A 26,610-nucleotide genomic window follows, 5' to 3' on the forward strand; every position below is an offset into this window, starting at 1 on the left:
TCAATCGGGAATAAAATCCAAAGCTACACCGTTGATGCAATGCCTTTTTCCGGTGGTATTTTGAGGGCCATCATTAAAAACATGGCCCAAATGGCCTCCACAAGTAGCACAGTGTTCCTCAGTTCTTGGATAACCTATTTTATAATCCACATCATAGGCAACATTACCTTCAATTTCCCTATCAAAACTGGGCCAACCCGTTCCTGAATCAAATTTATATTCGCTTCTAAACAAAGGAGTCTCACAAGCCGCACAAATGTAGGTGCCCACTTCTTTGTTGTCTAATAGATCACTGGTAAAGGCATTTTCCGTTGCCGCCTTTCGAAGCACATAATACTCCATATCTGTGAGTTCAGCTTTCCACTCCGCTTCAGTTTTTGTGATCGCGTATGCGACTTCTTCCTTCTTTTCATCTTTTGCTGATTTATTATCCTCTTGTGACACACCTTTGCACCCAGAAAGAATAATAATGGCAACTAGTAGCAACTTTTTTCCCATCTTGTTCTTTTAATCAAAATAGACGTTTTTTTTGACTCTTCCTTTCAAAAATAGCTTTAAAAAAAATCCCGCCGAATTTCGACGGGATTTTAAGTTAGCATTCGTGAGGGACTTAGTCCATTTTAATTTTTTTGACATCACTTTCCTTGATGCCTAAAGCTGCCATAACATTGGCTACATTGGATGTATCCATTTTAGATCCATTGGCAAAAACGCTGGGTACAAAAACAATCCTAAAGGATTGATTATCGGTAAAAGCGGTATCTATTGCAGACAGGTCAAAATTTCCATCAATAAAAAGCTCTAGGTCCACAAAAGTGTGAGCCATCACATATTGAATGGTACCTTCTGGTAAAAAGAAACTCTGTGGAATCTGACTCCAGGCGTCTGCCGTGCTTCCATCCGCAAGATCTATAGTGCCATCGAATCGATATACCAAAACAGCATCGGATTCAAAGACCTCAAAATCGGTAACATCGCTAAAGGTTACTAGGGTGCTAAAGATGTTTCCGTCGGCATCATAATCAAAATTGACACCGTCAACTTCAACAACTTGACCTTGGATTCCATCCTGGCCATCAAGTCCGTCCAATCCATCAAATCCGTCAAAACCTGGAGGGCCTTCCGGACCTTCGCATGAGGCTGTGAAGATTATGAGAAATATACCAATTATAGTACTGAATTTATTCATGATTTTTGATTTTTGATTTGTGTACATTCTGTTTGTTTTTCTATCAAAATCAAAAAGCGTTCCATAAATTTTTCCACTATAACGATTTCGGGAACAAATATGCCCTTAAGGCAGGTAAATTGTGGGTTTAATTTCTATATTTATAACAAAGACTAACTAAACTCAACTATGTACAGGCAGCAACGGGTAGTGATTGACAATATCTTGCCGCAACTGGAATCCGGAGATTTTTTTATTAAGCGCACTGTCGGGGAAAGCGTTAGGGTTTCTGCTGATGTTCTACCGGATGGTCATGACGTAATACAGGCGGAATTGCTTTATAAGCACAGCGACCAAAAAAAATATTCGGAGGTTCGAATGGAACATTTGGGCAATGATGAATATCAGGCCACTTTTAATGTTCAACAACAGGGCTTTTATTCTTATAGAATAAGAGGTTGGGTGGATTATGCGCTCAACTGGCAACATGGTGCTGAAGCTAAATTGGCGGATGGACAGCAGCTAAAAAGTGAGCTTTTGGATGGCGTGCAATATCTGAAGTTTTTGGGCAAAAAGGTAGATGCATCCAAAAAGCAAAGCTTAATGGGGTGGATTTCCAAGTTTGAGGATGATTCAGCCTATGACGAAGCAGTGGGTTTTGCGGTTTCAGATGAGTTAAAAACCCTTTTTCTAAAATATCCACAAAGAATTCTAGCCAATGAGAGCAAGGAATTGCGAGTTTATGTTGATAGGAAAAAGGCAAATTTCAGCACTTGGTACGAGTTTTTCCCCCGTTCTTCAGCTCCAAAGCAAGGTGAGCATGGAACTTTCAGGGATTGTGAAAAATTGTTGACACGGATCGCCAGAATGGGCTTTGACACACTCTATTTTCCACCTATCCATCCTATAGGAGAGGTAAACCGCAAAGGAAAAAATAATACGGTAAATGCAAAAGAGGATGATTCTGGTGTACCCTGGGGAATAGGATCAAAGCATGGCGGGCATAAATCCATTCACCCAGCGTTGGGGACTGAAAAAGATTTTAAAAAACTGGTTAAAAAAGCTGATGGATTGGGTATTGAGATTGCATTGGACCTTGCCTTTCAGGCAGCTCCAGACCATCCTTATGTTTCCGAGCATCCTGAATGGTTTAGAAAACGACCCGATGGAACCATCCAGTATGCTGAAAACCCGCCCAAAAAATACCAGGATATTGTAAATTTTTATTTTGAAACCAAAGATTACAAAGCCCTTTGGAACGAACTTTTAAGTGTTGTACTGCACTGGGTTGCGCTTGGTATAAAGGTTTTTCGGGTCGATAATCCACATACCAAACCCTACTATTTTTGGCATTGGCTGATTTCTGAAGTAAAAAAGGATCATCCCGATATCCTCTTTTTGGCAGAGGCCTTTTCAAGACCAAAGGTGATGCAACAATTGGCGAAACAGGGATTTTCGCAATCCTACACCTATTTCACGTGGAGGGTTGGAAAGCATGAACTTATAGAATATGTTACGGAGCTTACCCAAACCGATATGCGGGAGTATTACCGACCTAATTTTTGGCCCAATACACCGGACATCAATCCATATCACCTTCAAGGAGCCAACGAATCAATGCACTTGATCAGATATGCCTTGGCAGCGACCTTAAGTGGTAATCTAGGTATTTACGGGCCGATATTTGAGTATATGGTTACCGACGCCATGCCGGGAAAAGAGGAATATTTGGACTGTGAAAAATACGAAGTAAGACATTGGGATTGGACCATAGAAAATGGATTGACCCACTATATTACCAAAATAAATGAGGCACGTCATAAACATGAAGCGCTTCAACAGACGAACAACATCCGGTTTTGCCAAGTTGAAAATGACAATTTGATTGCATACTATAAATGGAATGATACTAGAACTAGCGAAGTTCTTATTGTGGTGAGCCTTGACTCCCAATACATGCAACAAGGAACGGTGCAAGTTCCACTACAAGAACTTGGGATTCAGCAAGGACAAGGATTACATATTAAGGACGAAATCACCGAAAATGAATATCACTGGTATGATGAATGGAATTTTGTGGAATTACACCCCAATGCACCCTTTCATGTGTTCCAGGTAGTAAAGGATTAACCTAACAAATTAAGTTTGAAGCCACCTTACGAATTCAATATAGCTTGGGAACAGTTGTTGGAAGACGACAATTTTATCGATGTGTTTTTGTCGACCATCTTACAGGATTATGTGGTTCGGCAAAGATGGTATGGTGGAAAATCGAGCAAGCTAAAATATATTGAGTTACAGGAGCATTTTAAGATTCAGCAGCATGGCGAGGTGTATTATGGACTTATTCTGGAAATAAATTTCAAAGAAGCCTTTTACCAACACTATTTTCTTCCGATCGCATTTGTGTCTGATGAAAACTTTGCCAAGAAAGACAGAATTCTACCTTTAAAACTCAATGGACAGGATGGTTTCATCATCGACGCGCTAAATCTAGAAGCCTTTAGAAAATTGGTCTTTGAACGATTGATGACGGCTGAACCCAAAGATACTACCAGGGTGAGATATCATAAAAGCATAAATTTCACTGATACCGAATATATCTCATCGCGTTTTATGGGATTGGAGCAGAGCAATACCTCCATCATCATGAACGATAAATATGTCATCAAGTTTTTTAGACGGATTTACGCTGATAAGAATCCCGATTATGAGATGAGTCGTTTTCTTTCAGAAAAAAAAGAATACAAGAACACCCCGGCATATATGGGTAGTTTGAGCATTATCGATTCCGACAATGCCAATATCACCATTGCCTTGATGCAACAACTGGTTCCCAATGACGGCGATGCCTGGGAATATATGTTGAAAGAGATTGACGAAATTTTTCAATGTTTGGAGCGGAAAAACCTCGATGTAAATTCCCTTCCACAAGTGCAGTTATTCCAAAGACTGCAAATACCAGATGTACCTCCGCAGATAATCGACTGGGCAGGATTGAGCATATTTCTTAAATTACAGACCTTGGCACGCAGAACTGCGGAAATGCATATTGCATTGGGCTCAGAATTTGAAGATACCGCCTTTACTCCCGAACATTTTAATGGAGATTATGAAGTATGGTTGAAAAACCGTTTGCTCTATCAGTTTCAAAATAGGCTGAATACTGTTGAAAATAACATCAGCCGTCTTTCAGGAATGTCCGAAGAGTTGGCGAGGGAATTTTTAGAGCGAAAAAATGAGATACGAAAACGCTTTATCAATTTCGATTGGACCAAACTCAAAGGAGAACGCTTAAGGGTACATGGTGACTATCATTTAGGACAGGTTTTGGTCAAAAATGATGATTTTTATCTTTTGGACTTTGAAGGAGAGCCCGAAAGCACTATTAGAGACAGAAAGGTAAAACAACCCCCTTTGAAAGATGTGGCCGGGATTTTTAGATCGTTCCACTATGCCATTTATGCAACCATTTTCAATAACGAAGGTAAATATCCCTATGCACAAGAAGAACTCTTCCATGCCGGGGAAATCCTGTACACCTACTTCATAAATGTTTTTTATGGGACTTATGTAGACCTTATTCAAGAAAACAATATTAATATTGGGTACACCCAAGAGCGTATTTTTCTTTTAGAATATTGTATGCTTGAGAAAGCCGTGTACGAACTCGGCTACGAAATGAATTCAAGGCCCCTGTGGGCTGTAATACCACTTCGTGGTATTATGAGTATAATCAACAAAAAATAATATGGCTGAAATTATAGCACATAGTCTTTTCACCGACTTCGATATCAACCTTTTTAAATCAGGGAAGCATTTTAGGCTCTATGAAAAATTGGGTTCACACCTTACAATAGTTGATGGTAAAAAGGGCACATATTTTGCCGTTTGGGCTCCTTCAGCCAAGTCAGTCTCGGTAGTTGGTGATTTCAATCATTGGAATACCGAAGCACATAAATTAATGGTTCGATGGGATGGGAGCGGCATCTGGGAAGGATTTATCCCAGGCGTGGACAAGGGCAGCAAGTATAAATATAAAATTCAGTCCCATCATAGTGATATTTGGACAGAAAAAGCGGACCCTTTTGCTCGCTATTGCGAGCAGCCCCCCAAAACAGCTTCAATGGTTTGGGACGCAAACTACAAATGGAAGGATAAAAAATGGATGGACACGCGAGAGGATAAAAATGCCTTGGATAAACCGTATTCCGTTTACGAAGTGCATTTGGGATCTTGGCGTAAAAAAAAGGGTAACGAATTTCTTTCCTATATGGACATGGCCGGTGAGTTGGTGGACTACGTCTCCGAAATGGGATTTACCCATGTAGAATTTATGCCGGTTATGGAATATCCGTATGACCCGTCATGGGGGTATCAGCTTACCGGATATTTTGCACCGACATCCCGTTTTGGAAAGCCAGAGGACTTTAAGTTATTGGTAGATAAATTCCATGAAAAGGGAATTGGGGTGATTTTGGATTGGGTGCCTTCGCATTTTCCTGAAGATGCCCACGGATTGGGCTTTTTTGATGGGTCACACCTATATGAACATCCCGATAGAAGAAGGGGGTATCACCCTGATTGGAAAAGTTTGATTTTTAATTATGGTAGAAATGAGGTCCGCGCTTTTTTGATAAGTAATGCCGTTTTTTGGTTGGATCAATTCCATATTGATGGACTTAGAGTAGATGCTGTTGCTTCCATGTTATATTTGGATTACTCTCGTGAAGAAGGCGAATGGGAACCCAATATATATGGAAATAATGAAAATCTGGAGGCGATGTCATTCCTTCGAGAAATGAATCAAGAGGTTTATGGCAGTTTCAAGGGAATTCAAACCATAGCAGAAGAATCCACGGCGTTTTCAGGTGTTTCCAAGCCAGTTGATTTGGGAGGGCTCGGTTTTGGTATGAAATGGATGATGGGATGGATGCACGATACCCTTGAATTTTTCAAGAAAGAACCCATCCATAGATCCTACGATCTCAATGCGATTACATTTAGCATGACCTATGCCTTCACCGAAAATTTTATGCTGCCCTTTTCGCATGACGAGGTGGTTTACGGGAAGCAATCCTTGCTGTACCGCATGCCGGGAGACGAATGGCAACGTTTTGCCAATTTAAGACTGTTATTTGGATATATGTTTACCCATCCCGGAACCAACTTATTGTTTATGGGAGGTGAATTTGGTCAATCCTCTGAATGGAACTTTGAAGAAAGTTTGGATTGGCATTTGACCCAATATGACTTCCACTCGGGAATTCAGGAGGTGATCAAAGATTTGAACAAAGTCTACAAAACCAATCCAGCGCTTTATGAAAAACAATTTAGTCCAGAAGGTTTTCAATGGATAGAGCACAATGATCAAGAAAATTCAGTGATCTCCTTCCTGCGTAAAGGAAAAGATTCTAAAGATGATATTGTTGTGGCCTGTAATTTTACTCCGGTACCAAGGGAAAATTATAGAGTAGGGGTTCCCAAGACCAATCAAATGAAGTTGCTTTTCAACAGTGATGACAAAAAATATGCGGGAAGCGGATTGGGCAAAAAGACTATAAAACCATCCAAGACCAAATGGAACGGTTTTGACCAATCAGTTTTAATGACTTTGCCTCCTTTGGGAGTGGTTATTTATAGATAGTCGGTTAATTACAACGTTGTAGTTGAGTTGTTATAAACATCGCTTTAATTTGTCATTCTAAAGTCTTTCTTTTGTCAGTCTTAATTAGCCACATATGATTACCAATACTGAAATTGAAAAAAGAGGCAATCAGTACCCAAACCATATAACAGACTTCAAACAAGAAAACGATAAGCTATACTTTACAACTCAAAATGGGGTTGTTTTACAAATAACCATTTTGCGTAACAGCACCATTCGTTTTCGATACGCCACCGAATATGCTTTTGAACCTGACTTTTCTTATGCGATCAGCGAGGATGTAAGTTTGGGGTACAATGAGATTTCGGTAGTGGAGGAAGTTTCACAATATATTGTTTCGACTTCAAAGATCAAGATTCACCTCGATAAATCAAACCTAAAGATTCAAATCCAAAATATAGATGGAACCGCTTTGTTGGAAGATGAATTGGGTTTTCATTGGGAAGAAAACTATAATTATGGTGGTAACATCGTAAAAATGAGCAAGGTCTGCCATACTGGCGAAAGTTATTATGGTATGGGAGACAAAGCCTCACATACCAACCTAAAAGGTAAGCGTGTCAACAATTGGGTGACGGATTCCTATGCCTATGGCAAGGATCAAGAGCCGTTGTACAAGGCCATTCCATTTTATGTTGGACTTAAGGAAAATCTGGCCTATGGTATTTTCTTTGATAATTCGTTCAGTACCTATTTCGATTTTGCTAACGAAAAAAGAAATGTGACCAGTTTCTGGGCCGATGGAGGTGAAATGAACTATTATTTCTTTTATGGCCCCAAAATGAGTAAGGTGGTTGAGGCCTATACCGATTTGACCGGAGTTCCAGAATTGCCGCCATTATGGGCTTTGGGCTTCCACCAGTCCAAATGGAGTTATTACCCAGAAAAAAAAGTAAAAGACGTTGCCTCTGGATTTCGAAAGCGAAAGATTCCTTGTGATGCCATTTATTTGGATATTGATTATATGGAAGGGTTTCGTTGTTTCACTTGGGACAAACAACATTTTCCCGATCCCAAGAAAATGATTGATGAACTCGAGGAAGATGGTTTTAAGACCATTACCATGATTGACCCGGGAATCAAAATAGATCGCGACTATTGGGTGTACCAAGAAGCTATGGAAAATGGCTATTTCTGTCGTCGTGCCGATGGCCCACATTTTAAGGGAAAGGTATGGCCGGGAGATTGCAAGTTTCCCGACTTCACAGATCCAAAGGTTCGAGAATGGTGGGGAGATCTTTATAAAGAAATGATCGCAGACCTTGGGGTGCACGGTGTTTGGAATGATATGAACGAGCCGGCCATCATGGAAGTCCCTACCAAAACAGCCAATTTGGATGTACGCCATGATTACGACGGCCATCCCTGTAGCCATAGAAAAGCACACAATGTTTATGGAATGCAGATGGTTAGAGCCACCTATAACGGTGTTAAAAAATTTATGTTTCCAAAGAGGCCTTTTGTGCTTACCCGAGCGGCCTACGCTGGTACTCAACGCTATTGTGCTACCTGGACCGGGGATAATGTAGCCACTTGGGAACATCTCTGGATTGCCAACGTACAGATGCAACGTATGTGTATGAGTGGTTATTCCTTTGTAGGTTCCGATATTGGAGGATTTGCAGAGCAACCTAACGGTGAGCTGTTTGTCCGTTGGATCCAACTAGCGATATTTCATCCATTTTGCAGGGTACATTCCAGTGGAGACCATGGAGATCAAGAGCCATGGTCGTTTGGAGATGAGATTACCGACATTTTTAGAAAATTTGTCGAGTTAAGGTATCAGTTGCTACCGTACCTGTATACCATGTTTTACAAATACATCAAAGACGGCTTGCCCATGCTTCAATCTTTGGTATTTTATGATCAAGACGATACTCAGACCCATTTTAGAACAGATGAATTCCTTTTTGGCGAACAAATTTTGGTATGTCCGATCCAAGAGCCTAATGCCCAAGGACGTCGAATGTATTTTCCAAAAGGAAAATGGTATAATTATTGGACTGAGGAAATAGTTGATGGGGGTATGGAAAAATGGGTTTCCGCCGAGATACATTTAATTCCGATGTTCGTCAAAGCAGGGTCCATCATACCCAAATACCCAGTTCAACAATATGTTGGGGAGATTGAGATAACCGAACTCCAGTTGGATGTATATTATACAGAAGGGATAGAAAAATCTGTTATATATGAGGACCAACAAGATGGGTATGATTACAAAAAAGGTCGTTATAGCCTTAGAAGATTTAGGCTCCGAGGAAAGGAAAATGAGCTGATCATACAACAATTTAAGGATGGAAACTTCATAACTTCTTACAACAAATTCAAACTAACATTTCATGGATTGCCATTTACAATAGGTACCGTGGAAGTAGACAACGAGAAGGTCAACCTGAAAGACATTAAGTTAAATGGGAACAATGGTATTGAAATAAGCAAGGATTTTACCGAGCTCCATATTATTGGAAAATAATTTTTTGTATTTTCCCTAGACTAAACACTATTAACAATTATGAAGAAGTTGATAATCACAGCTGTGGTCTTTATGACCGTGGCATCATGTAAGACAAATCCATTTACGGGTAGAAGCACGCTCAATTTTTATCCGAACAGCCAGATTTTTCCAATGGCTTTTGCGCAGTATGACCAGTTTTTAACCGAAAACAAAGTTATTGAAGGTACTTCCGATGCTCAAATGATAACAAGGGTAGGTCAGCGTATTTCCTCTGCCGCTGAAAGGTGGTTGGATGCAAACGGTTATCCCGGATATCTGAAGGACTATAAATGGGAATACAATTTGGTGAATGACGAAACCGTAAATGCTTGGTGTATGCCTGGCGGTAAAATTGTTTTTTATACCGGAATTTTGCCTATTACCCAGACTGAAACCGGTGTTGCTGTTGTTATGGGACATGAGGTTGCCCACGCTTTGGCCGATCATGGTGCCCAGCGTATGAGTGCAGGAATGTTACAACAGATAGGAGCGGTTGCTGGGAACGTTGCAATTAAAGACCCTCAAAAGCGCAATACATTTAACCAGGCTTACGGACTGGGTTCAACCGTTGGATTGATGCTTCCCTTTAGCAGAAGTCATGAGACCGAGGCCGATAGGATTGGACTTCAAATTATGGCCATTGCCGGGTACAATCCAGATGAAGCAGCAGAACTGTGGAGAAGAATGAAGGCTAAGTCCGGAGGACAAGCTCCACCCGAATTTATGAGTACACATCCCTCAAATGATACAAGAATAAATAACCTTACTGCATGGGCGCCAGCTGCCAAACAAGAGGCCGCAAAATATGGTGTAACATCATTTAAGTGATAAATTGACCAAAACAAAATAATCATTATGACCACTATCTACTCCTATTTATTTAGGATGTTGGTAGTGGTTTTTTATTTCAATAGACATGGCACGAGCACTCGCATTAAAAGGAAGTAAAAAACTGTTGAATGCTTGGGCATTTTATGATTGGGCAAACTCCGTTTATAGTTTGGTCATATCATCTGCCATTTTCCCCATCTTTTATGGTGCGTTGTTCCGGGTTGCGGAGATTGAAAAGGTTACCATTTTTGGCGGCGAGATTGCCCGTGCTCCTCTGATAAGTTATGTGACTTCATTGGCATTCGTCTTTATTGCCATTGTAACACCATTGGTTTCTGGAATCGCAGATTATTTAGGAAACAAGAAAGTTTTTCTCAAGTTTTTCTGCTATTTAGGCGCCTTTTCATGCATTGGATTGTATTGGTTTTCGTTGGAGAACATCTACTTTGGGCTGATTTGTTATTTCTTCGGTTTGGTCGGATTTTGGGTAAGCTTCGCCATAAACAATTCATATTTGCCGGACATTGCATTTCCCGAACAGCAAGATGGCATTAGTGCTAAAGGTTTTTCAATGGGATATGTGGGAAGTGTTATTCTGTTGGTGTTCAATTTGGCCATGGTCATGCAACCAGCGGTTTTTGGGATCACTGACAGTGGTGGAGAGGTGGCAGAAATAAAGGCCATGAAGTATTCTTTTATTTCTGTAGGTATTTGGTGGATTTTGTTCAGCCAATATACCTTTATGCATTTGCCTAAAGGCAATAAAAGAGAAGGAGCAAGAACTAATATTGTTCTCAACGGATTCAAAGAACTCAAGAGCGTTTGGAAGCAATTGGGTGATGAGACCCGATTAAAACGTTATTTGGGAGCCTTTTTTGTGTATAGTATGGCTGTGCAGACCATCATGCTTATTGCTACCTATTTTGGGGAAGAAGAAATAAACTGGGGTACGGATAGTGAAAGAACAACTGGGCTCATTATAAGTATTCTGGTCATCCAAATTGTTGCCATCTTGGGGGCAACTGTAACCGCTTTTGCATCCAAAGCTTTTGGAAACATACGTACTTTGGTCGTGATTAATGTATTTTGGATTCTTTTATGTGTTTACGCCTATTTCTTGCAAACACCTATGGATTTTTACATAGCAGCAGGACTTGTTGGTATTGTAATGGGGGGAATCCAGGCATTATCACGCTCCACCTATTCCAAATTTTTACCCGAGACTACCGACACCACATCTTTTTTCAGCTTTTATGATGTAGCCGAAAAAATTGGGATTGTAATCGGCACCTTCTTATATGGAGCTGTGGCCCAGCTTACGGGCAGTATGCGAGACAGTACTATCTTTTTAGGGCTTTTCTTCTTAATTGGAGCATTGTTGTTGTTGAGGGTGAATAAAACGAAGAACTGAAATCCAAAAAGCCCCGACCTTAAGATCGGGGCTTTTTAATTTTTGATTGGTAATAAACTCCTAGACTAGCTCAAAATGAAGTTTTATCCTTTGGATATATCTCCAGAACCAGAAGCCTTGCTTTTAATTTTATCTGGGTTTCCGCGATAATGAATATCTCCTGAGCCAGAAACTCTCGCATCGATTGATTGATTTGCGGTAACTTTTATATCTGCTGACCCAGAAACTTGAGCGGTTACATTTTCTGCCTCTAATTCATAAGCACTTACATCACCTGAACCAGAAACCTGAACCTCAAAATCGTTTGTCTTCCCGTTCAATCTAATATCTCCTGAACCAGAAAGAGCTGCCGCTACATTTTGCGCCTGTACAGAAAGGTTAATGTCTCCTGATCCTGACATTCGAGCACTAAAATCATCCGTTTTGATGGTTGTTTTACCTACAATATCACCCGACCCGGATAAAGCTACCGCACTAATGCTCTCTATAGGAACCGTAATATGGATACCTCCATTCCAGTTTGAAGGTCTAAGGTTGACCCCTTTTTCGGTTTTGATGACCAATTTTCCATCTTTAACCTCAGTTTTGATGTACTCCAACAAGTTGGACTCTCCCTTTAAAGTCAGTTCGCCTTCCTGCCCACTTACTAGTTCAACGTCGAACCAACCGGCTAAGGTCACTTCGTCATAATCGCCAACAGAACGATCTATGGTGACAACTTCTCCGTTTCCTTTTACTCTCTTGCCCCATTGGGCATTGGTAATGGCTACCATGCTAAGTGCCAAACCTAATGTGATTAATTTTTTCATGATTGTGTTTTTAGCGTTGTTTTTCGATTTGATTTTTAATTTTGATAAAAAGTTATTCCTCCATAATCACTGGTGATGTAAATAACATTTCCAGAGTTATCCTTGCCATAGTAGCCATTATAGTACTTATCCGATGATTTCTCTTTGCTGACTTGAATTTCGAAATCATCCATTCCGCTGACACCTGCGTATTCTGTAGAAATTTCAAAATCAAAGTAATATTCGGGATGGTACCCAATCTTGATACCAGTATAATCCGTTTTTATATTTATGTCACCAGCGTCGGATGCCATTTCACTAATTTTTATGGACCCATAGTCAGAGTTAATAGAGACATCACCATGGACCGTTCCCAGCTTAACCCCGATATAATCTCCATTTCCTTTGACACTTTGGACTTCCTTGGCCTCAATGGAACCATAATCACTGGAATATTCCAAGTTACCCATTTGGTTGATTACGGCATTGGTGTAGTCTGTCTTTACTATTAAATCACCGGCTTTTTCCACCGTAAATCCCGAATAGTCAGCCATTATCTCCGCACTGTTGATGTAGTCAAACGTGGATCGCGATGTGTAATCAAACTTAAGCTCATTATTTCTACCACGAAGTTCACCAATATCAATTTTTCCGTAATCGCAATTAATTTTAGCATGTCCATCGATACGATCCAAATAAATGTTCCCATAATCATTACTCAAGTGGATATTGTTTTTAACCGGTAATTTTACGGTATAATTTACTTGTACATTTACGTTGTTTCGTTTGCCCCAGTTCCAACCCCAGTTACTTCCCTTCTCCCCAAAAAGGGTTCTTGCGGAAACCAAACTGTTACTGGTTTCAAAGTCCACATCTATTTCGCTAAGTCTTTTTTGGACCTTTTCTTCATTATTTCCGTTGGTTTTGATGTGTATTTCAATCACAATTCGGTTTTCATTCCACGAGGTGAGGTTTAGATTACCATAACTGTTCTTGATCTTCAAAAGAGCATCGGAATTAACATCAAATTCTTTTTTAATGGTCTTTTCCTTGGTATACTTTCCTTTTAATTTTCCATTATTGGCAATGACTGCCAATGGTAAAATCAGAAATGCCAGAAGGGCATATTTATATAGTAAAGTTTTCATCATTGTATGCTTTTAAATTTTTAATATTTTCAATATTGGTCAATACTTCTTGTAATAGATCAATTCTGGTTTGGAAGTTGGTTATCATTGCATTAAGAATGATCTTACTATTCCCGCCATTTACGAGTTCTTGTTCTAATGTGCGATAATTATCTTCCAATTTTTTTAACTGAAATAGCGTGTCATCTACCAATTTGGCCGTTTCAGGAGATTTAACATCCTTTAGTTGTTGTACTTGTTCTTCGATGAGGTTGGCAAAGTAAAATTCGGTCTTGGATACTTCCGGAGAAATTTCCACCACTTGTTCTTTAAGTGTGGGTTGACCGTTGAAAACTTTCAAGCCCAAGGCGCACAACAAAATAATTGAAGCTGCCACGGAAAGTGGTTTCCACCAATTTGTTTTTTGTTTTTTTAGGGTAACAACCCCTTTAGATTGGCTCAATTTCTCCAAAAACCGATCTTGGTGCCCGCCTTTGGGTTCTTCGAGGTTAAATTCACCTTGAAGTCGCTCAAACAGTTGTTCCAAATTATCCTTGCTCATAATACTGCATTTTGGGTCAATTTTTTTCTCAAACTTTCTTTAGCTCTTGAAATAGTTGTTCTACAATTGGCATAACTAATATTCATAATGCCACTGATTTCCTCATAGTCGTAACCTTCGATTAAATGTAAGGTCAAAGAAACTCTGTAATTGTCTTTTAAACTTTTCATGGTTTCCATCACTTTTTGAGCCTTCAGTTCAGTATAACCATTGTGATTTAAAGCAACTTCATCATTGTCTTCGACCTTGTACATTACGTCATCCAAATCCACAGCTTTTGTTTTTTGCTGTTTTCGATAATGATAGATACTGTTGTTGATCACAATGCGCTTTAACCATGCCCCGAAGGTGACATCCCCCTTAAATGTGTGCAGTTTCGTGAACGCGTTCAAAAAAGATTCCTGCATCACATCTTCAGCTTCTGCCGAGTCCTTTACAATCCTAAAAGCAGTGTTGTACATCGCTTTGTAGTATCGATTGTAAATTTCCAATTGTGCACTTTGATTTCCCTTTAGGCACGATTGAAGCAGTGCATCAGTATGTTCATTTTGGCGGCTCAAAAAATGAATGGTTTGTCTTATAGATTGATGAAATTATCAATTGTTACACTTTTTTGGACATTTTTCTTTTTTAATGGCATAAGAATTGCCCATATACCCTTGAAAAAAGACCCAAGCACCCTTGTATTGCTTACTTTTAAGGAGTTACGGTGAGATTGGGTAAATGATGAAAAGAAAAATAGTGGTCATTAATGACAAAATGACCGAAACTAATGATATGGGAGAAATAAAAATTTCAACTTTTGACAATATGTCCCTGCAGGGTTTGGATGAAGATGCCGAATTGATACCACTTCTTACTCCAGAAGATGAGGAGGAAATGAACAGGGAAGTCCTCCCAGAGACGCTTCCGGTACTTCCGTTACGGAATACAGTACTTTTTCCTGGGGTAGTGATTCCTATCACTGCAGGACGAGATAAATCCATAAATCTTATCAAAGATGCCAATAATGGCACAAAAACCATTGGCGTAGTGTCCCAAAAGGATGAGGAAACCGAGAATCCGGGTATAGAAGATATAAACACTTTGGGAACGGTAGCTAGGATTCTTAGGGTGTTGCAAATGCCCGATGGCAATACTACCGTGATCATTCAAGGTAAAAAACGCTTCGAGATTGCTGAGATGGTTACCGAAAAACCTTATTTCACGGCAACAGTGCGTGAAGCGGAGGAGGAACGTCCGGATGAAACAAGTGAGGAATTTGGGGCAATAATCGATTCCATTAAAGAATTGGCTTTTAAAATCATTAAAGACAATCCGAATATACCAAGCGAGGCTACATTTGCCATCAAAAATATTCAGAGCAACTCGTTCTTGATCAATTTTGTGTCCTCCAACCTTAATTTAAGTGTTTCAGAGAAGCAAAGACTTTTGGAGATTCCAAATCTGCAAGAACGTGCCCTTACTACCTTGAAATATATGAATCAGGAACTTCAAAAATTGGAGTTGAAAAATGATATTCAGTCCAAGGTACGCAATGACATGGACCAGCAACAGCGGGAATATTTCTTGCACCAGCAGATGAAAACCATTCAAGAAGAACTTGGAGGAGTTTCTTATGAGGAGGAAGTTGATGAAATGCGTGTCAAAGCGAAAGAGAAAAAGTGGAACAAAAAAATAAAGGAGCATTTTGAAAAAGAACTTTCGAAAATGCAACGCATGAATCCACAGGTAGCAGAATATTCCATACAACGGAACTATTTGGACCTTTTCTTGGATTTGCCATGGGATGAATTTTCAAAAGATAAGTTCGATTTAAAACGAGCCCAGAAGATATTAGACCGCGATCATTACGGACTTGAAGATGTAAAACGTAGGATTATTGAGTATTTGGCAGTGCTGAAACTCCGAAACGATATGAAATCACCCATTTTATGTCTTTATGGCCCTCCTGGAGTAGGTAAGACCTCTTTGGGAAAATCCGTGGCAGAGGCATTGGGCAGGGAATATGTGCGTATGTCCTTAGGCGGACTCCGTGATGAAGCTGAGATTCGTGGACACCGTAAAACCTATATTGGTGCAATGCCAGGGCGAATTGTACAAAGCATAAAAAAAGCTGGTACCTCCAATCCGGTTTTTATCTTGGATGAAATTGATAAACTTGCCAGCAGTCATCAAGGGGACCCTTCTTCAGCAATGTTGGAAGTTTTGGATCCAGAGCAGAACAGCGAGTTCTATGATAATTTCCTGGAAATGGGCTATGACCTTTCCAAAGTAATGTTTATCGCTACGGCAAATAATCTTGGTACCATTCAACCCGCATTGCGCGATCGTATGGAGATTATCAATGTAACAGGCTATACCATTGAAGAAAAAGTGGAAATCGCCAAAAAACATTTGCTACCCAAGCAATTGAAAGAACATGGACTTTCCACCAAAGACTTGAAGATTGGAAAACCCCAATTGGAAAAAATTGTGGAAGGCTACACACGTGAATCCGGAGTACGAAGTTTAGAGAAACAATTGGCAAAAATGGTACGTTATGCGGCTAAGTCTATTGCCATTGAAGAAGAATATAATGTAAAAGTGACCAATGCCAATGTTGAAAAAATCCTAGGACCAGCACGTTTAGAGCGCGACAAGTACGAGAACAATGATGTGGCGGGTGTTGTAACTGGCTTGGCTTGGACCAGTGTAGGAGGAGATATTCTTTTTATCGAATCCATTCTTTCCAAAGGAAAAGGCACACTAAACATTACCGGAAACCTTGGGAAAGTAATGAAGGAGTCGGCCACCATTGCCATGGAATATATCAAATCCAATGCAGATACCTTCGGAATAGATTCGGATGTATTTGAAAAATATAATGTACATATTCACGTACCCGAAGGAGCTACACCCAAAGATGGGCCAAGTGCTGGTATAACCATGTTAACTTCTTTGGTTTCGCTGTTTACCCAACGCAAAGTTAAAAAGAGCTTGGCCATGACCGGTGAAATTACCCTTAGGGGTAAAGTATTGCCTGTTGGAGGAATAAAGGAAAAGATTTTGGCCGCTAAAAGGGCTCGTATCAAGGAAATCATTCTTTGTGAGGATAACCGAAAAGATATCGAGGAAATCAAAGAGGACTATCTTAAGGGACTTACTTTTCACTATGTAACGGATATGAGTGAAGTCATTGACATTGCCGTTACCAATAGAAAGGTAAAAAATGCCAAGAAACTTTAGGAAAATTATCCCCTTGAGGGGACTTTAGGGGTCTTCTTATATCGTAGATTATCTATGCTTTCTTATTTTTGAACCATGGGAAAAATTACTGTGGCCATTGATGGTTATTCCTCCACGGGAAAAAGCACCATTGCAAAGCAACTCGCCAAAGCACTTAATTATATTTATGTGGACACCGGCGCCATGTATCGGGCGGTTACACTTTATGCCATTCAACACAATTATGTAGGAGATCAGGAAGATATTGCCGGTTTGGTTAATGATTTACCCGATATTAAACTGAAATTTGTTCCGAACAAAGCATTGGAAATTTCTGAAATGCACTTGAACGGTAAGAACGTGGAGCGTGAAATTCGAAATATGGAAGTTTCCAGTCATGTGAGTAAAGTAGCGACCATCCCTGAGGTTCGACACAAATTGGTGGAAATGCAACAGCAAATGGATACCGAAAAAGGCATCGTAATGGATGGAAGGGATATAGGAACCGTTGTTTTCCCTGATGCAGAATTAAAGTTATTTATGACGGCATCTCCTGAAGCCCGCGCCACACGTAGATACAAGGAACTTTTGGAGCGGGGTGAGGTTGTTTCCTATGAAGAAGTATTGGAAAACGTGCAAAAGCGGGATTTTATAGATTCCACTCGCAAAACATCACCTTTACGCAAAGCGGATGACGCCATTGAGTTTGACAATAGCGATATGGGCTTGGCAGAACAATTTGAACGTGTTTTTGACTATACCAAAAGGATTATAGCGGAAAAGAGTTAGATTTTTGACCCTCTAATTTTTTAGAACTGCACTTATCGGTCCGTATAACTGTCAGTTACGGGTTAATATACGTAGATTCTCGGTTTAGTACAGACTTTAGCAATTCCGAGTGGATTAGACGTAATTGCGGTCATACATTGTTGTGTGTAGTTTTTTATTTTTCAATTCTACCATAGTTTTTTAACACTTTCAAAACCCATAATGTTTGAATTCCTGCCCATTCTAACTTCGTTCCTTGACTAATACCGTACCAAGTATACCATCGCCCGTCTTCTTTTTGCTTGTTAATTAATTCTTTTATATCAGATTCGATAGTCTCTTTGGTGAATAGCGAATATAGAACGCTTTCAGAAGATGTTGCATAGTTTAAACGATGTGGTTTTTCGTAAAGTCCCCAACCTTCATCAGATTTATCTTCACAAATTACTCCGTTATTCGATATCCAGTTTTTTAGATCATTGATTTTTTTTTTCGCCTTGTCTTGACTTTTGGTATGCTTTAAAAATGTTAACCATCTTGGTACACACAAATAACAAAAAACATGTTTATCCTTTATTCTCTCAAATTCACTCCAAACAAACTCTTCTGCTTTTTTCATCCAAGGAATATCAATCTCGTACTTTTCCAAAATTCCAAGTAGTGGCGCAGTGGTACTTAAAGCCGCCCATTCTTTAACTGTTTTGAAATGCCCTTCGCAAGGGTAATCACTTTTCGGTCTAAACATCCAAGGAATACCACCTTTTTCTGTTGTTATACTTTCAAAATAGGGCATAAAGTCTTTTAGAATGATTTCTTTGGTCAAATAACCAATTTCATCAAGTGTTTCCAGCGCCATTATACTAAACAATGGTTGACTTTCAGGTGATGCTGTATCTGGTTCCATTCCATGTCCAAAGCCGCCATCAGAGTTTCTGTAGGCATACACTGCATGAAAAACACCTTCTTTGTTTCCATTTGCAAAGTGAAAATCAAACAAACGCCTTTCTATCATCCTAGCATTTGTTAATATAAAATCCTTAGCCTTATTAAAACTTTGCTTAGTGAGTATAGTATTCATTTGTTTTAAATCTTTGTTAGTTTCTCACAAAGCTATGATTATGCAAAGTAATAGTATTGTATAAATCGGTCATTATTATTTAAGTCTAAATCACTTGGTTTAGTTCCTGTGTACTTTTTAAGTTCACGAATAAAATGAGGTTGGTCATAATAATGTTGATAAAAAGAATGCCCTTGTTTTATTTGAACTAAGCTTCTTTTAAGTCGAATTATTTTTGAATATTCTTTAATTCCCATTCCAATCATTTCGGTAACTAATCTGTTCAATTGTCTTGAACTTAAACCAACTGTTTTTGATATTTTATCAACAGTAAAAGTTCCGTCTGATTCATCTATAAGTTTAAAGCACTTTTTTAAACGCTTGTCAGGTTCGATATTTTCTGTAAATTTTAGAAATTGTTGATTTAGGTAATTTACAAGTGATTTTGGATTTTTGAGGTTGTTAATCAGTAATTTTTCATTAAGATTAAATTCAGACAATGATGTGATATATTTAGAGTCATCAAGCAATGAATTGATATTAAACTTAAAGATACTTCCAATGGCAAAAGGATGAAAACATATACCCAATACTTCTTCATCTTCAAAATAACTAATTGATGCAGTATTTGTCCAAATCCCAGTTAGTCGTTTATCAACTATTCTACCTTTTTTTAAATTGATAACCAAACAGAAATGACCATCAGGAAAAATATCAAAATGCTTTACTGAATTTGTTCCAATTCTGTAATACCAGTAAGATTGTATGTAATCTTTTAGTCTTAAATCTGTTTCAAATTCGTGAGTTATCATTTACGTTCTTCAAATTACACACAACGTTTAAGATATGGTCGCGTTTTAATGGGTTATATCGACTGATAATTGAAGTTCGGGAATTTTATTGAAAAATCCAGATGAAATGGACAGATACTACTTTTGGAAAAACAAATGCCAAGGGATACCTGATATCACAAAAAAAAGCGCCTTTAAGGCGCTTTTTTAACTACAAATTCTTTTTTCTAGATGTTTGGAATCACCAAAACCTGATCTGGGTGAATCATATCCGGATTTTTAAGGATATTGGTATTGGCCTCAAAAATCTTGTTGTATTTCATGGCATCACCATAATAATGCTTGGCTATTTTGCTTAAAGATTCGCCACTCTGCACCGTATGTCTGTGATAAACGGAATCATCAGAAACTGAAATATTTGCTTTAATGTCGCTTGGGCTCTCTCCGCCAATTTCCTTGATTTTATCCCAAATAGCATTCTTAACATAAGGGGTGTTTGCTTCCCCTTTTATCTTTAAAACGCCGGCGTCTTCAGAAACATCACCATTTTGAATGGCCAATTTCTGTCCAAGGTCCAAAACTGCTTGGTATTTTGCTTTTACACTCATAATATGCTGTATTAAATTTAATGGTTAATAGTAAGAAACAAGATATGCATAAAAGTCACATTTTGACTTAATTTTTCATTAATTATCGACCCAAGTCCGTAAGAGTTTAATAAGGGTTTGTAAAACAAGGAATTAATTGTATTTTTGCACTCCTTTTTAGCAAAGCAGCAGGAGAAAAAAGGATTATAAAAAACTATAACATCTTTCACAGCGATTGTTTAACTCCTGTAGACTCGTGAAATACAAATTAATATCAGCAGATGGCTGAAGAAAAAGCAAAAGTTGAAGTAGAAGAAACTACCGCAACAGCAGAAGTAAAAGAAGAAGTTACCACCCAACAAGATCCTAAGGAATTTTTGGAAAGTTTCGATTGGGACAAGTATGAGGAAGGTATTGAAAAAGTTGATGACAGCAAGTTGAGCGAATTTGAAAAACTTGTTGAGGAAAATTTCGTTGATACTGCCGATGAAGAGGTAGTGAAGGGAAAAGTGGTTCACATGACCGATCGCGAAGCGATCATCGACATCAATGCCAAGTCGGAAGGAGTTATCTCTTTAAACGAATTCCGTTACAACCCTGATCTTAAAGTAGGGGATAAAGTTGAGGTACTTATCGATATCCGTGAAGACAAAACCGGACAACTGGTACTGTCTCACAGAAAAGCAAGAACCATCATGGCATGGGACAGAGTAAACGCTGCCCATGATAAAGAAGAGATTGTAACAGGTTTTGTAAAATGCAGAACCAAAGGAGGTATGATCGTAGATGTATTTGGAATCGAGGCGTTCTTGCCAGGTTCTCAAATCGATGTGAAGCCTATCCGTGATTACGATCAATATGTTGGCAAAACAATGGAATTTAAAGTGGTTAAGATCAACCACGAGTTCAAGAACGTTGTTGTTTCACACAAAGCGTTGATTGAAGCTGACATTGAAGAGCAGAAAAAGGAAATCATCGGGCAGTTAGAAAAAGGTCAAGTATTGGAAGGTATCGTGAAAAACGTTACTTCCTACGGGGTGTTTATCGACCTTGGCGGTGTAGACGGATTGATTCACATTACCGATCTTTCTTGGAGCAGAATCAACCACCCGAACGAGGTTGTTGAACTAGACCAGAAACTGAATGTGGTAATCCTTGACTTTGATGACAATAAATCAAGAATCCAGTTAGGTCTTAAGCAATTGGAGAAACATCCTTGGGATGCCCTGGGTGACGAGATCAAAATTGGGGACAAAGTAAAAGGTAAAGTAGTAGTTATAGCTGATTACGGTGCCTTTATCGAAGTTGCCGAAGGTGTAGAAGGATTGATTCACGTTTCAGAAATGTCTTGGTCTACCCACTTAAGATCTGCACAAGATTTTGTAAAGGTAGGAGATGAGATCGAAGCTGTAGTATTGACCTTGGATAGAGAAGATCGTAAAATGTCGTTGGGTATTAAGCAATTAACGCCAGACCCATGGACCGATATCACTTCCAAATATCCTGTAGGTTCTAAACACAAAGGAATTGTAAGAAACTTTACCAACTTCGGTGTGTTTGTTGAAATGGAAGAAGGAATCGACGGATTGATTTATATCTCAGACCTTTCTTGGACCAAGAAGATCAAGCATCCATCAGAGTTTGTTACTGTAGGTGACACATTGGAAGTTGAGGTATTGGAATTGGATGTGGAAGGACGCAAATTGAGCCTTGGTCACAAACAAACCACTGAGAACCCTTGGGATAAATATTCCAAAGAGTTTGCTGAGGGAACTGTACACAAAGCAGCAATTGCAGAAGTTGTTGACAAAGGAGCTACCGTAAACTTCAATGAAGATATTGTAGGATTCGTTCCTTCCCGTCACATGGAAAAAGAAGATGGTAAAAAACTTGTAAAGGGAGAAGAAGTTGATTTCAAGATCATTGAGTTCAACAAAGACTTTAAACGAGTTGTTGCTAGTCACACTGCTATCTTTAGGGAGCAGGAAGAAAGAAATGTTAGATCTGCCAAAAAGCGTTCTACATCCTCTGACGAAGCTGCACCAACATTAGGTGATGCCAATGCGCAATTGCAAGCATTGAAAGACAAAATGGAAGCTGATTCCAAAAAGTAATCAGACTTTCTTTACATACTAAAGGCCTCGTTGGAAACAACGGGGCTTTTTTATATTCCGTTCATTTTAAAGAATTGTTTACTTTTGTACCCAACTGAGACGGTAGCACAGCAAATGAGTCAAAAAGTACTTCTTACCTCCAAAGAAATCAACATCATACTTCACCGTTTAGCCTGTCAACTTCTTGAAAACCATTTAGATTTTAGTAATACGGCATTAATAGGTATTCAACCTAGAGGTGTTTATTTGGCCGAACGATTGGCTAAAATTCTTCGTGAAGACTATAAGGTGAAGAACATTGAACTCGGTTTCTTGGACATCACATTTTATCGTGACGACTTTGGAAGAGGAGAAAAAACATTAAAGGCAAACACTACCAAAATCGATTTTTTGGTCGAAGATAAAAACGTGGTCATCATAGATGACGTTTTGTATACCGGCAGGAGCATTAGGGCGGCATTGACAGCCATTCAGTCCTTCGGAAGACCGTCGGATATTGAATTGCTAACATTGATTGATAGAAGGTTCAGTAGACATTTGCCCATACAACCCAATTATAGAGGCAGACAAGTAGATGCCATTAACGAAGAGAAAGTGAAGGTGATGTGGCAGGAAAATGATGGAAAAGACATTGTGTATTTAGTAAGCAAATAACAAAGAATGAGTGAATTAAGTGTAGATCACTTGCTAGGAATAAAATATCTTGATAAAAAGGATATAGCACTCATTTTTGAAACGGCCGATCATTTCAAAGAGGTCATCAACAGATCCATTAAAAAAGTACCTACGCTACGTGATACCACTATTGCAAACATCTTTTTTGAAAACAGTACGCGTACCAGACTGTCGTTTGAACTAGCAGAAAAAAGACTTTCGGCCGATGTGGTCAACTTTTCGGCATCCCAATCGTCGGTTAAAAAAGGAGAGACACTGATTGATACCGTAAACAACATCCTGTCGATGAAAGTGGATATGGTAGTAATGCGCCATCCCAACCCTGGGGCAGGTATATTTTTATCGAAACATGTGGATGCCTCAATTATTAATGCCGGTGACGGAGCCCATGAACACCCAACCCAGGCACTGCTCGATTCGTACTCCATAAGAGAAAAACTTGGAGATATCAGAGGTAAAAATGTGGTCATAGTAGGTGATATTTTACATTCCCGTGTTGCTTTGTCCAATATCTTTGCCCTAAAGTTGCAAGGTGCAAATGTAAAAGTTTGTGGTCCTAAAACATTGATTCCTAAACACATAGAATCATTAGGGGTGAAGGTTGAAACTAATTTGAGAAAAGCACTTGAATGGTGCGACGTGGCCAATATGCTACGCGTGCAAAATGAGCGAATGGACATCAGTTATTTCCCATCAACAAGAGAATATACACAACAGTTTGGGGTCAATAAACAACTCTTAAACAGTTTGGACAAGCAAATTGTGATCATGCATCCAGGACCAATCAACAGGGGAGTGGAGATCACAAGTGACGTGGCAGATTCCGACCAGTCCATCATCTTGGAACAAGTAGAAAATGGAGTGGCGATTCGTATGGCGGTAATGTATTTATTGGCAGCAAAAAAGTAGTAAAATGATTTTCAACAAAGAAGGAACAACAACCATTGTTTTTCAAGAAAAGATTTCGCTTTCCACATTTATGGAAAATCTAAGAAAGGCATACCCTAAGTTGAAACATGATAATATTGTGGTAAACCTTTTCTCATTTAGCAAACTAACGACAAATGATATTCTAGAGTTTTTGGATATTTCCAACACCCACAAAAAATCCAATAAATCTTTTGTTTTGGTTACCAACAAAGTAGCTTATAACGAAATTCCGGAAGAAATCAGTGTTGTACCCACAATTCAAGAGGCAAAAGACCTTATTGAAATGGAAGAAATAGAACGGGATCTAGGAATCTAAATTTTAAATCAAAAGTGTTGAATGATAAATTAAGAGCGGAAAAATTTGGAAGCATTTATTTGTTTCTACAATATTCCGTAACCTATTTCCTTTCGCTTTTTCATCCTTCACCTTTCACCCAAATCAAATGAAACTTACTGTTCTAGGCTGTTATTCCGCAACCCCACGCACCTTCACCAATCCTACATCGCAGGTACTTGAGATTAGAAAGCATCTTTTCTTGATAGATTGCGGAGAGGGTACACAAGTTCAACTTAGAAAGAACAAAATCAAGTTCTCAAGGATAAAAAACATATTTATTTCCCATTTGCATGGAGACCATTTTTTTGGATTACCAGGTCTAATTTCCACTTTTAGACTTTTGGGCAGAGAGTCTGCATTGCATATTTATGGACCCAAGGGGATAAAAGAGGCCATTACCTTATTTTTAAAACTGGGTGATTCTTGGACAAATTATCCGTTAATTTTCCACGAACTGGAAAGTAAGGAATCCCAACTCATTTTTGATAATGAAACGGTTAGCGTGCAAACCATACCGTTGGATCATAGGGTATATACCAATGGTTTCTTGTTTAAGGAGAAACCGCTACCACGAAAACTGAATATTGAAGCCGCCTCAAAATATAAAATTGATAGAAACCAGTACAACAACATTAAAAATGGAGCAAATGGAGTACAGGAGAATGGTGAAATCATTTCCAATGCCGATTTGACCAGTGACCCTCCAAAACCTAAAAGCTACGCTTTTTGCAGTGACACTGCCTATAACGAAACCATTTTACCCCTTATAAAAAATGTGGATTTGCTTTATCATGAGTCTACGTTTTTAGAGTCAGAATCGCATTTGGGAGCCAAAACAAAACATGCAACGGCATCACAGGCTGCACAAATTGCTGAAAAGGCAAATGTTGGCAAACTAATATTGGGACATTACTCTACCAGATATAAATCCATCGACCTTTTTAAAGAAGAAGCCTCCAAGGTTTTTTCCCAGGTCGAACTGGCAGATGACGGCAAATCTTTTGAGGTTTAAACTTGTTCCTTTCCCTCTGCAGGGAAAGGTGTTCCACGAAATGGAACGGAAAGGGTAGCTCAATACTATTTTTTCAATCCCCTCCGATTCCAATTAAAATTGGAACCACCTCCCCTTGGGCAAGGGGAGGAGCTTTTTTTGTATGGTTGGCTTGACACGAATTTCGCCGATTTCCACGAACACTTTTTTGAAATTTTTGCTCCTTTCCTGTCATCCTGAGCTGTCACACTGAGCTTGTCGAAGTTTCGACCCTCTCCGTCCCTTCGACTACGCTCATGGCATGTGGGTGAGGAGCCTTTTACATCTCCACTCCTCCTTTGACAGGCTCAGTACAGGCTGCCCTACCTGACAATTGCAAAAACAAACCTATCCAACCTTTTTAATCTCCATTCTTTTGCTGAAATTTGGTAGCCATAAGAATGTGTGATGCAAAAAGACCTGAGCAATTATCGTAAATCATATAAAAAAAGTGAGCTTACCGAGGGTTCCATTAAGGAAAATCCCATGGAGCAATTTCAAAAATGGTTTTATGAAATAGAAGCGACGGATGGATTGGATGAACCCAACGCCATGACGGTTTCAACAATTGGCTTGGATGGATTTCCAAAAAACAGGGTTGTTTTGATGAAGAAATACACCCACGAAGGCTTTATTTTTTATACCAATTATAAAAGCGAAAAAGGGAAGGCTATTGATAAAAACCCAGCCATGTGCCTATCATTCTTTTGGCCCAATATGGAGCGTCAGGTAATTATAAAGGGCAATGCCGAAAAAATAGCGGAAAACCTTTCTGACGGATATTTTGAATCCCGACCAGTGGGAAGTCAACTTGGAGCTGTTGTTTCGGATCAAAGTGAAGTAATTCCTTCAAAAAGGTTTTTGCAAGAGAAATTAGACGCTTTGGAAAAGAAATATGAAGGAAAAGAAGTACCTAGACCCGATTATTGGGGAGGATATTTGGTAAGACCGGTGTCTTTTGAATTTTGGCAGGGCCGCCCCAATCGATTACATGATAGGATTCGATACACACTTCAAAAAGATTTTGATTGGAAAATAGAACGTTTAGCACCCTAATTAGAAAGT

General features: G+C 39.1%; 23 protein-coding genes. 14 read left to right on the plus strand and 9 right to left on the minus strand.

Features of this window, described 5'->3' with window-relative positions; translation table 11 throughout:
* Both msrB and IAG46_RS00290 read right to left on the minus strand, forming a co-directional pair.
* On the minus strand, nucleotides 1–498 hold the full coding sequence (gene msrB / locus IAG46_RS00285; protein WP_190808325.1) for a peptide-methionine (R)-S-oxide reductase MsrB: 498 nt from the start codon (nucleotides 496–498) through the stop codon (nucleotides 1–3).
* Between the two features lie 112 nt (nucleotides 499–610).
* Nucleotides 611–1,189, minus strand: coding sequence for a collagen-like protein (locus tag IAG46_RS00290; RefSeq protein WP_190808326.1), 579 nt, complete (start codon nucleotides 1,187–1,189; stop codon nucleotides 611–613).
* Nucleotides 1,190–1,357: 168 nt separating this feature from the next.
* Between IAG46_RS00290 and IAG46_RS00295 the strand changes: the two genes are divergently transcribed.
* The 6 genes from IAG46_RS00295 to IAG46_RS00320 all read left to right on the plus strand — a co-directional run bounded on the left by IAG46_RS00295 (nucleotide 1,358) and on the right by IAG46_RS00320 (nucleotide 11,572).
* Nucleotides 1,358–3,298 carry an alpha-1,4-glucan--maltose-1-phosphate maltosyltransferase gene (locus tag IAG46_RS00295; protein WP_190808327.1) on the plus strand — a complete coding sequence of 647 codons (1,941 nt, stop codon included), beginning with the start codon at nucleotides 1,358–1,360 and terminating at the stop codon, nucleotides 3,296–3,298.
* A gap of 15 nt (nucleotides 3,299–3,313) precedes the next feature.
* Nucleotides 3,314–4,918 carry a trehalose synthase gene (locus tag IAG46_RS00300; RefSeq protein ID WP_190808328.1) on the plus strand — a complete coding sequence of 535 codons (1,605 nt, stop codon included), beginning with the start codon at nucleotides 3,314–3,316 and terminating at the stop codon, nucleotides 4,916–4,918.
* Between the two features lies 1 nt (nucleotide 4,919).
* The gene (gene glgB, locus IAG46_RS00305) at nucleotides 4,920–6,815 is read left to right on the plus strand and encodes a 1,4-alpha-glucan branching protein GlgB (protein WP_190808329.1); all 1,896 of its coding nucleotides are present in this window, start codon (nucleotides 4,920–4,922) and stop codon (nucleotides 6,813–6,815) included.
* Between the two features lie 94 nt (nucleotides 6,816–6,909).
* Nucleotides 6,910–9,309 (plus strand): glycoside hydrolase family 31 protein, encoded by a 2,400-nt coding sequence (locus IAG46_RS00310; RefSeq protein WP_190808330.1) that lies wholly within the window; start codon nucleotides 6,910–6,912, stop codon nucleotides 9,307–9,309.
* A 39-nt stretch (nucleotides 9,310–9,348) separates the two neighbouring features.
* Nucleotides 9,349–10,158: a M48 family metallopeptidase gene (locus IAG46_RS00315; protein ID WP_190808331.1), complete on the plus strand. Its 810-nt coding sequence runs from the start codon at nucleotides 9,349–9,351 to the stop codon at nucleotides 10,156–10,158.
* An 88-nt stretch (nucleotides 10,159–10,246) separates the two neighbouring features.
* Nucleotides 10,247–11,572 carry an MFS transporter gene (locus tag IAG46_RS00320; RefSeq protein ID WP_190808332.1) on the plus strand — a complete coding sequence of 442 codons (1,326 nt, stop codon included), beginning with the start codon at nucleotides 10,247–10,249 and terminating at the stop codon, nucleotides 11,570–11,572.
* 83 nt (nucleotides 11,573–11,655) lie between these two features.
* On the opposite strand, the gene IAG46_RS00325 is transcribed toward IAG46_RS00320, so the two are convergent.
* Genes IAG46_RS00325 through IAG46_RS00340 form a run of 4 tightly spaced genes read right to left on the minus strand, consistent with a single transcriptional unit; the run spans nucleotide 11,656 to nucleotide 14,609 of the window.
* Complete coding sequence (locus IAG46_RS00325; protein WP_190808333.1) at nucleotides 11,656–12,381, minus strand: head GIN domain-containing protein; 726 nt, start codon at nucleotides 12,379–12,381, stop codon at nucleotides 11,656–11,658.
* 35 nt (nucleotides 12,382–12,416) lie between these two features.
* Nucleotides 12,417–13,508, minus strand: a complete 1,092-nt coding sequence (locus tag IAG46_RS00330; protein WP_190809716.1) for a hypothetical protein — start codon at nucleotides 13,506–13,508, stop codon at nucleotides 12,417–12,419.
* Nucleotides 13,489–14,049, minus strand: coding sequence for a hypothetical protein (locus IAG46_RS00335; protein WP_190808334.1), 561 nt, complete (start codon nucleotides 14,047–14,049; stop codon nucleotides 13,489–13,491). The genes IAG46_RS00330 and IAG46_RS00335 overlap by 20 nt, the downstream gene beginning before the upstream one ends.
* Nucleotides 14,046–14,609, minus strand: a complete 564-nt coding sequence (locus IAG46_RS00340) for an RNA polymerase sigma factor (protein ID WP_190808335.1) — start codon at nucleotides 14,607–14,609, stop codon at nucleotides 14,046–14,048. The genes IAG46_RS00335 and IAG46_RS00340 overlap by 4 nt, the downstream gene beginning before the upstream one ends.
* A 217-nt stretch (nucleotides 14,610–14,826) precedes the next feature.
* Between IAG46_RS00340 and lon the strand changes: the two genes are divergently transcribed.
* Entirely contained in the window at nucleotides 14,827–17,277 is a 2,451-nt protein-coding gene (lon, locus tag IAG46_RS00345; RefSeq protein WP_190809717.1) for an endopeptidase La, read from the plus strand.
* A 75-nt stretch (nucleotides 17,278–17,352) separates the two neighbouring features.
* A complete protein-coding gene (gene cmk / locus IAG46_RS00350; protein ID WP_190808336.1) occupies nucleotides 17,353–18,045 on the plus strand; it encodes a (d)CMP kinase in 693 nt (230 codons plus the stop codon).
* A gap of 154 nt (nucleotides 18,046–18,199) precedes the next feature.
* Here cmk and IAG46_RS00355 read toward each other — a convergent pair whose 3' ends face one another.
* The 3 genes from IAG46_RS00355 to IAG46_RS00365 form a co-directional block, all read right to left on the minus strand.
* Nucleotides 18,200–19,102: a hypothetical protein gene (locus tag IAG46_RS00355; protein WP_190808337.1), complete on the minus strand. Its 903-nt coding sequence runs from the start codon at nucleotides 19,100–19,102 to the stop codon at nucleotides 18,200–18,202.
* Nucleotides 19,103–19,140: 38 nt separating this feature from the next.
* Nucleotides 19,141–19,893 (minus strand): AraC family transcriptional regulator, encoded by a 753-nt coding sequence (locus IAG46_RS00360; protein ID WP_190808338.1) that lies wholly within the window; start codon nucleotides 19,891–19,893, stop codon nucleotides 19,141–19,143.
* A 206-nt stretch (nucleotides 19,894–20,099) separates the two neighbouring features.
* Entirely contained in the window at nucleotides 20,100–20,480 is a 381-nt protein-coding gene (locus IAG46_RS00365) for a LysM peptidoglycan-binding domain-containing protein (protein ID WP_190808339.1), read from the minus strand.
* A gap of 260 nt (nucleotides 20,481–20,740) precedes the next feature.
* On the opposite strand from IAG46_RS00365, the gene rpsA reads away from it, so the two are divergent.
* The 6 genes from rpsA to pdxH all read left to right on the plus strand — a co-directional run bounded on the left by rpsA (nucleotide 20,741) and on the right by pdxH (nucleotide 26,601).
* Nucleotides 20,741–22,573, plus strand: a complete 1,833-nt coding sequence (gene rpsA / locus IAG46_RS00370; RefSeq protein WP_190808340.1) for a 30S ribosomal protein S1 — start codon at nucleotides 20,741–20,743, stop codon at nucleotides 22,571–22,573.
* 114 nt (nucleotides 22,574–22,687) lie between these two features.
* Nucleotides 22,688–23,227, plus strand: a complete 540-nt coding sequence (gene pyrR / locus IAG46_RS00375) for a bifunctional pyr operon transcriptional regulator/uracil phosphoribosyltransferase PyrR (protein ID WP_190808341.1) — start codon at nucleotides 22,688–22,690, stop codon at nucleotides 23,225–23,227.
* A gap of 6 nt (nucleotides 23,228–23,233) precedes the next feature.
* Nucleotides 23,234–24,157 (plus strand): aspartate carbamoyltransferase catalytic subunit, encoded by a 924-nt coding sequence (locus IAG46_RS00380; protein ID WP_190808342.1) that lies wholly within the window; start codon nucleotides 23,234–23,236, stop codon nucleotides 24,155–24,157.
* Between the two features lie 4 nt (nucleotides 24,158–24,161).
* Nucleotides 24,162–24,494 carry a ribonuclease Z gene (locus IAG46_RS00385; RefSeq protein ID WP_190808343.1) on the plus strand — a complete coding sequence of 111 codons (333 nt, stop codon included), beginning with the start codon at nucleotides 24,162–24,164 and terminating at the stop codon, nucleotides 24,492–24,494.
* A gap of 127 nt (nucleotides 24,495–24,621) precedes the next feature.
* Nucleotides 24,622–25,527, plus strand: coding sequence for a ribonuclease Z (locus tag IAG46_RS00390; protein WP_190808344.1), 906 nt, complete (start codon nucleotides 24,622–24,624; stop codon nucleotides 25,525–25,527).
* A gap of 426 nt (nucleotides 25,528–25,953) precedes the next feature.
* On the plus strand, nucleotides 25,954–26,601 hold the full coding sequence (pdxH, locus tag IAG46_RS00395) for a pyridoxamine 5'-phosphate oxidase (protein ID WP_190808345.1): 648 nt from the start codon (nucleotides 25,954–25,956) through the stop codon (nucleotides 26,599–26,601).
* Nucleotides 26,602–26,610 lie beyond the last annotated feature (9 nt).

Origin of the sequence: Flagellimonas sp. S3867, from assembly GCF_014698935.1 — a bacterium.
Lineage (GTDB): Bacteria > Bacteroidota > Bacteroidia > Flavobacteriales > Flavobacteriaceae > Flagellimonas.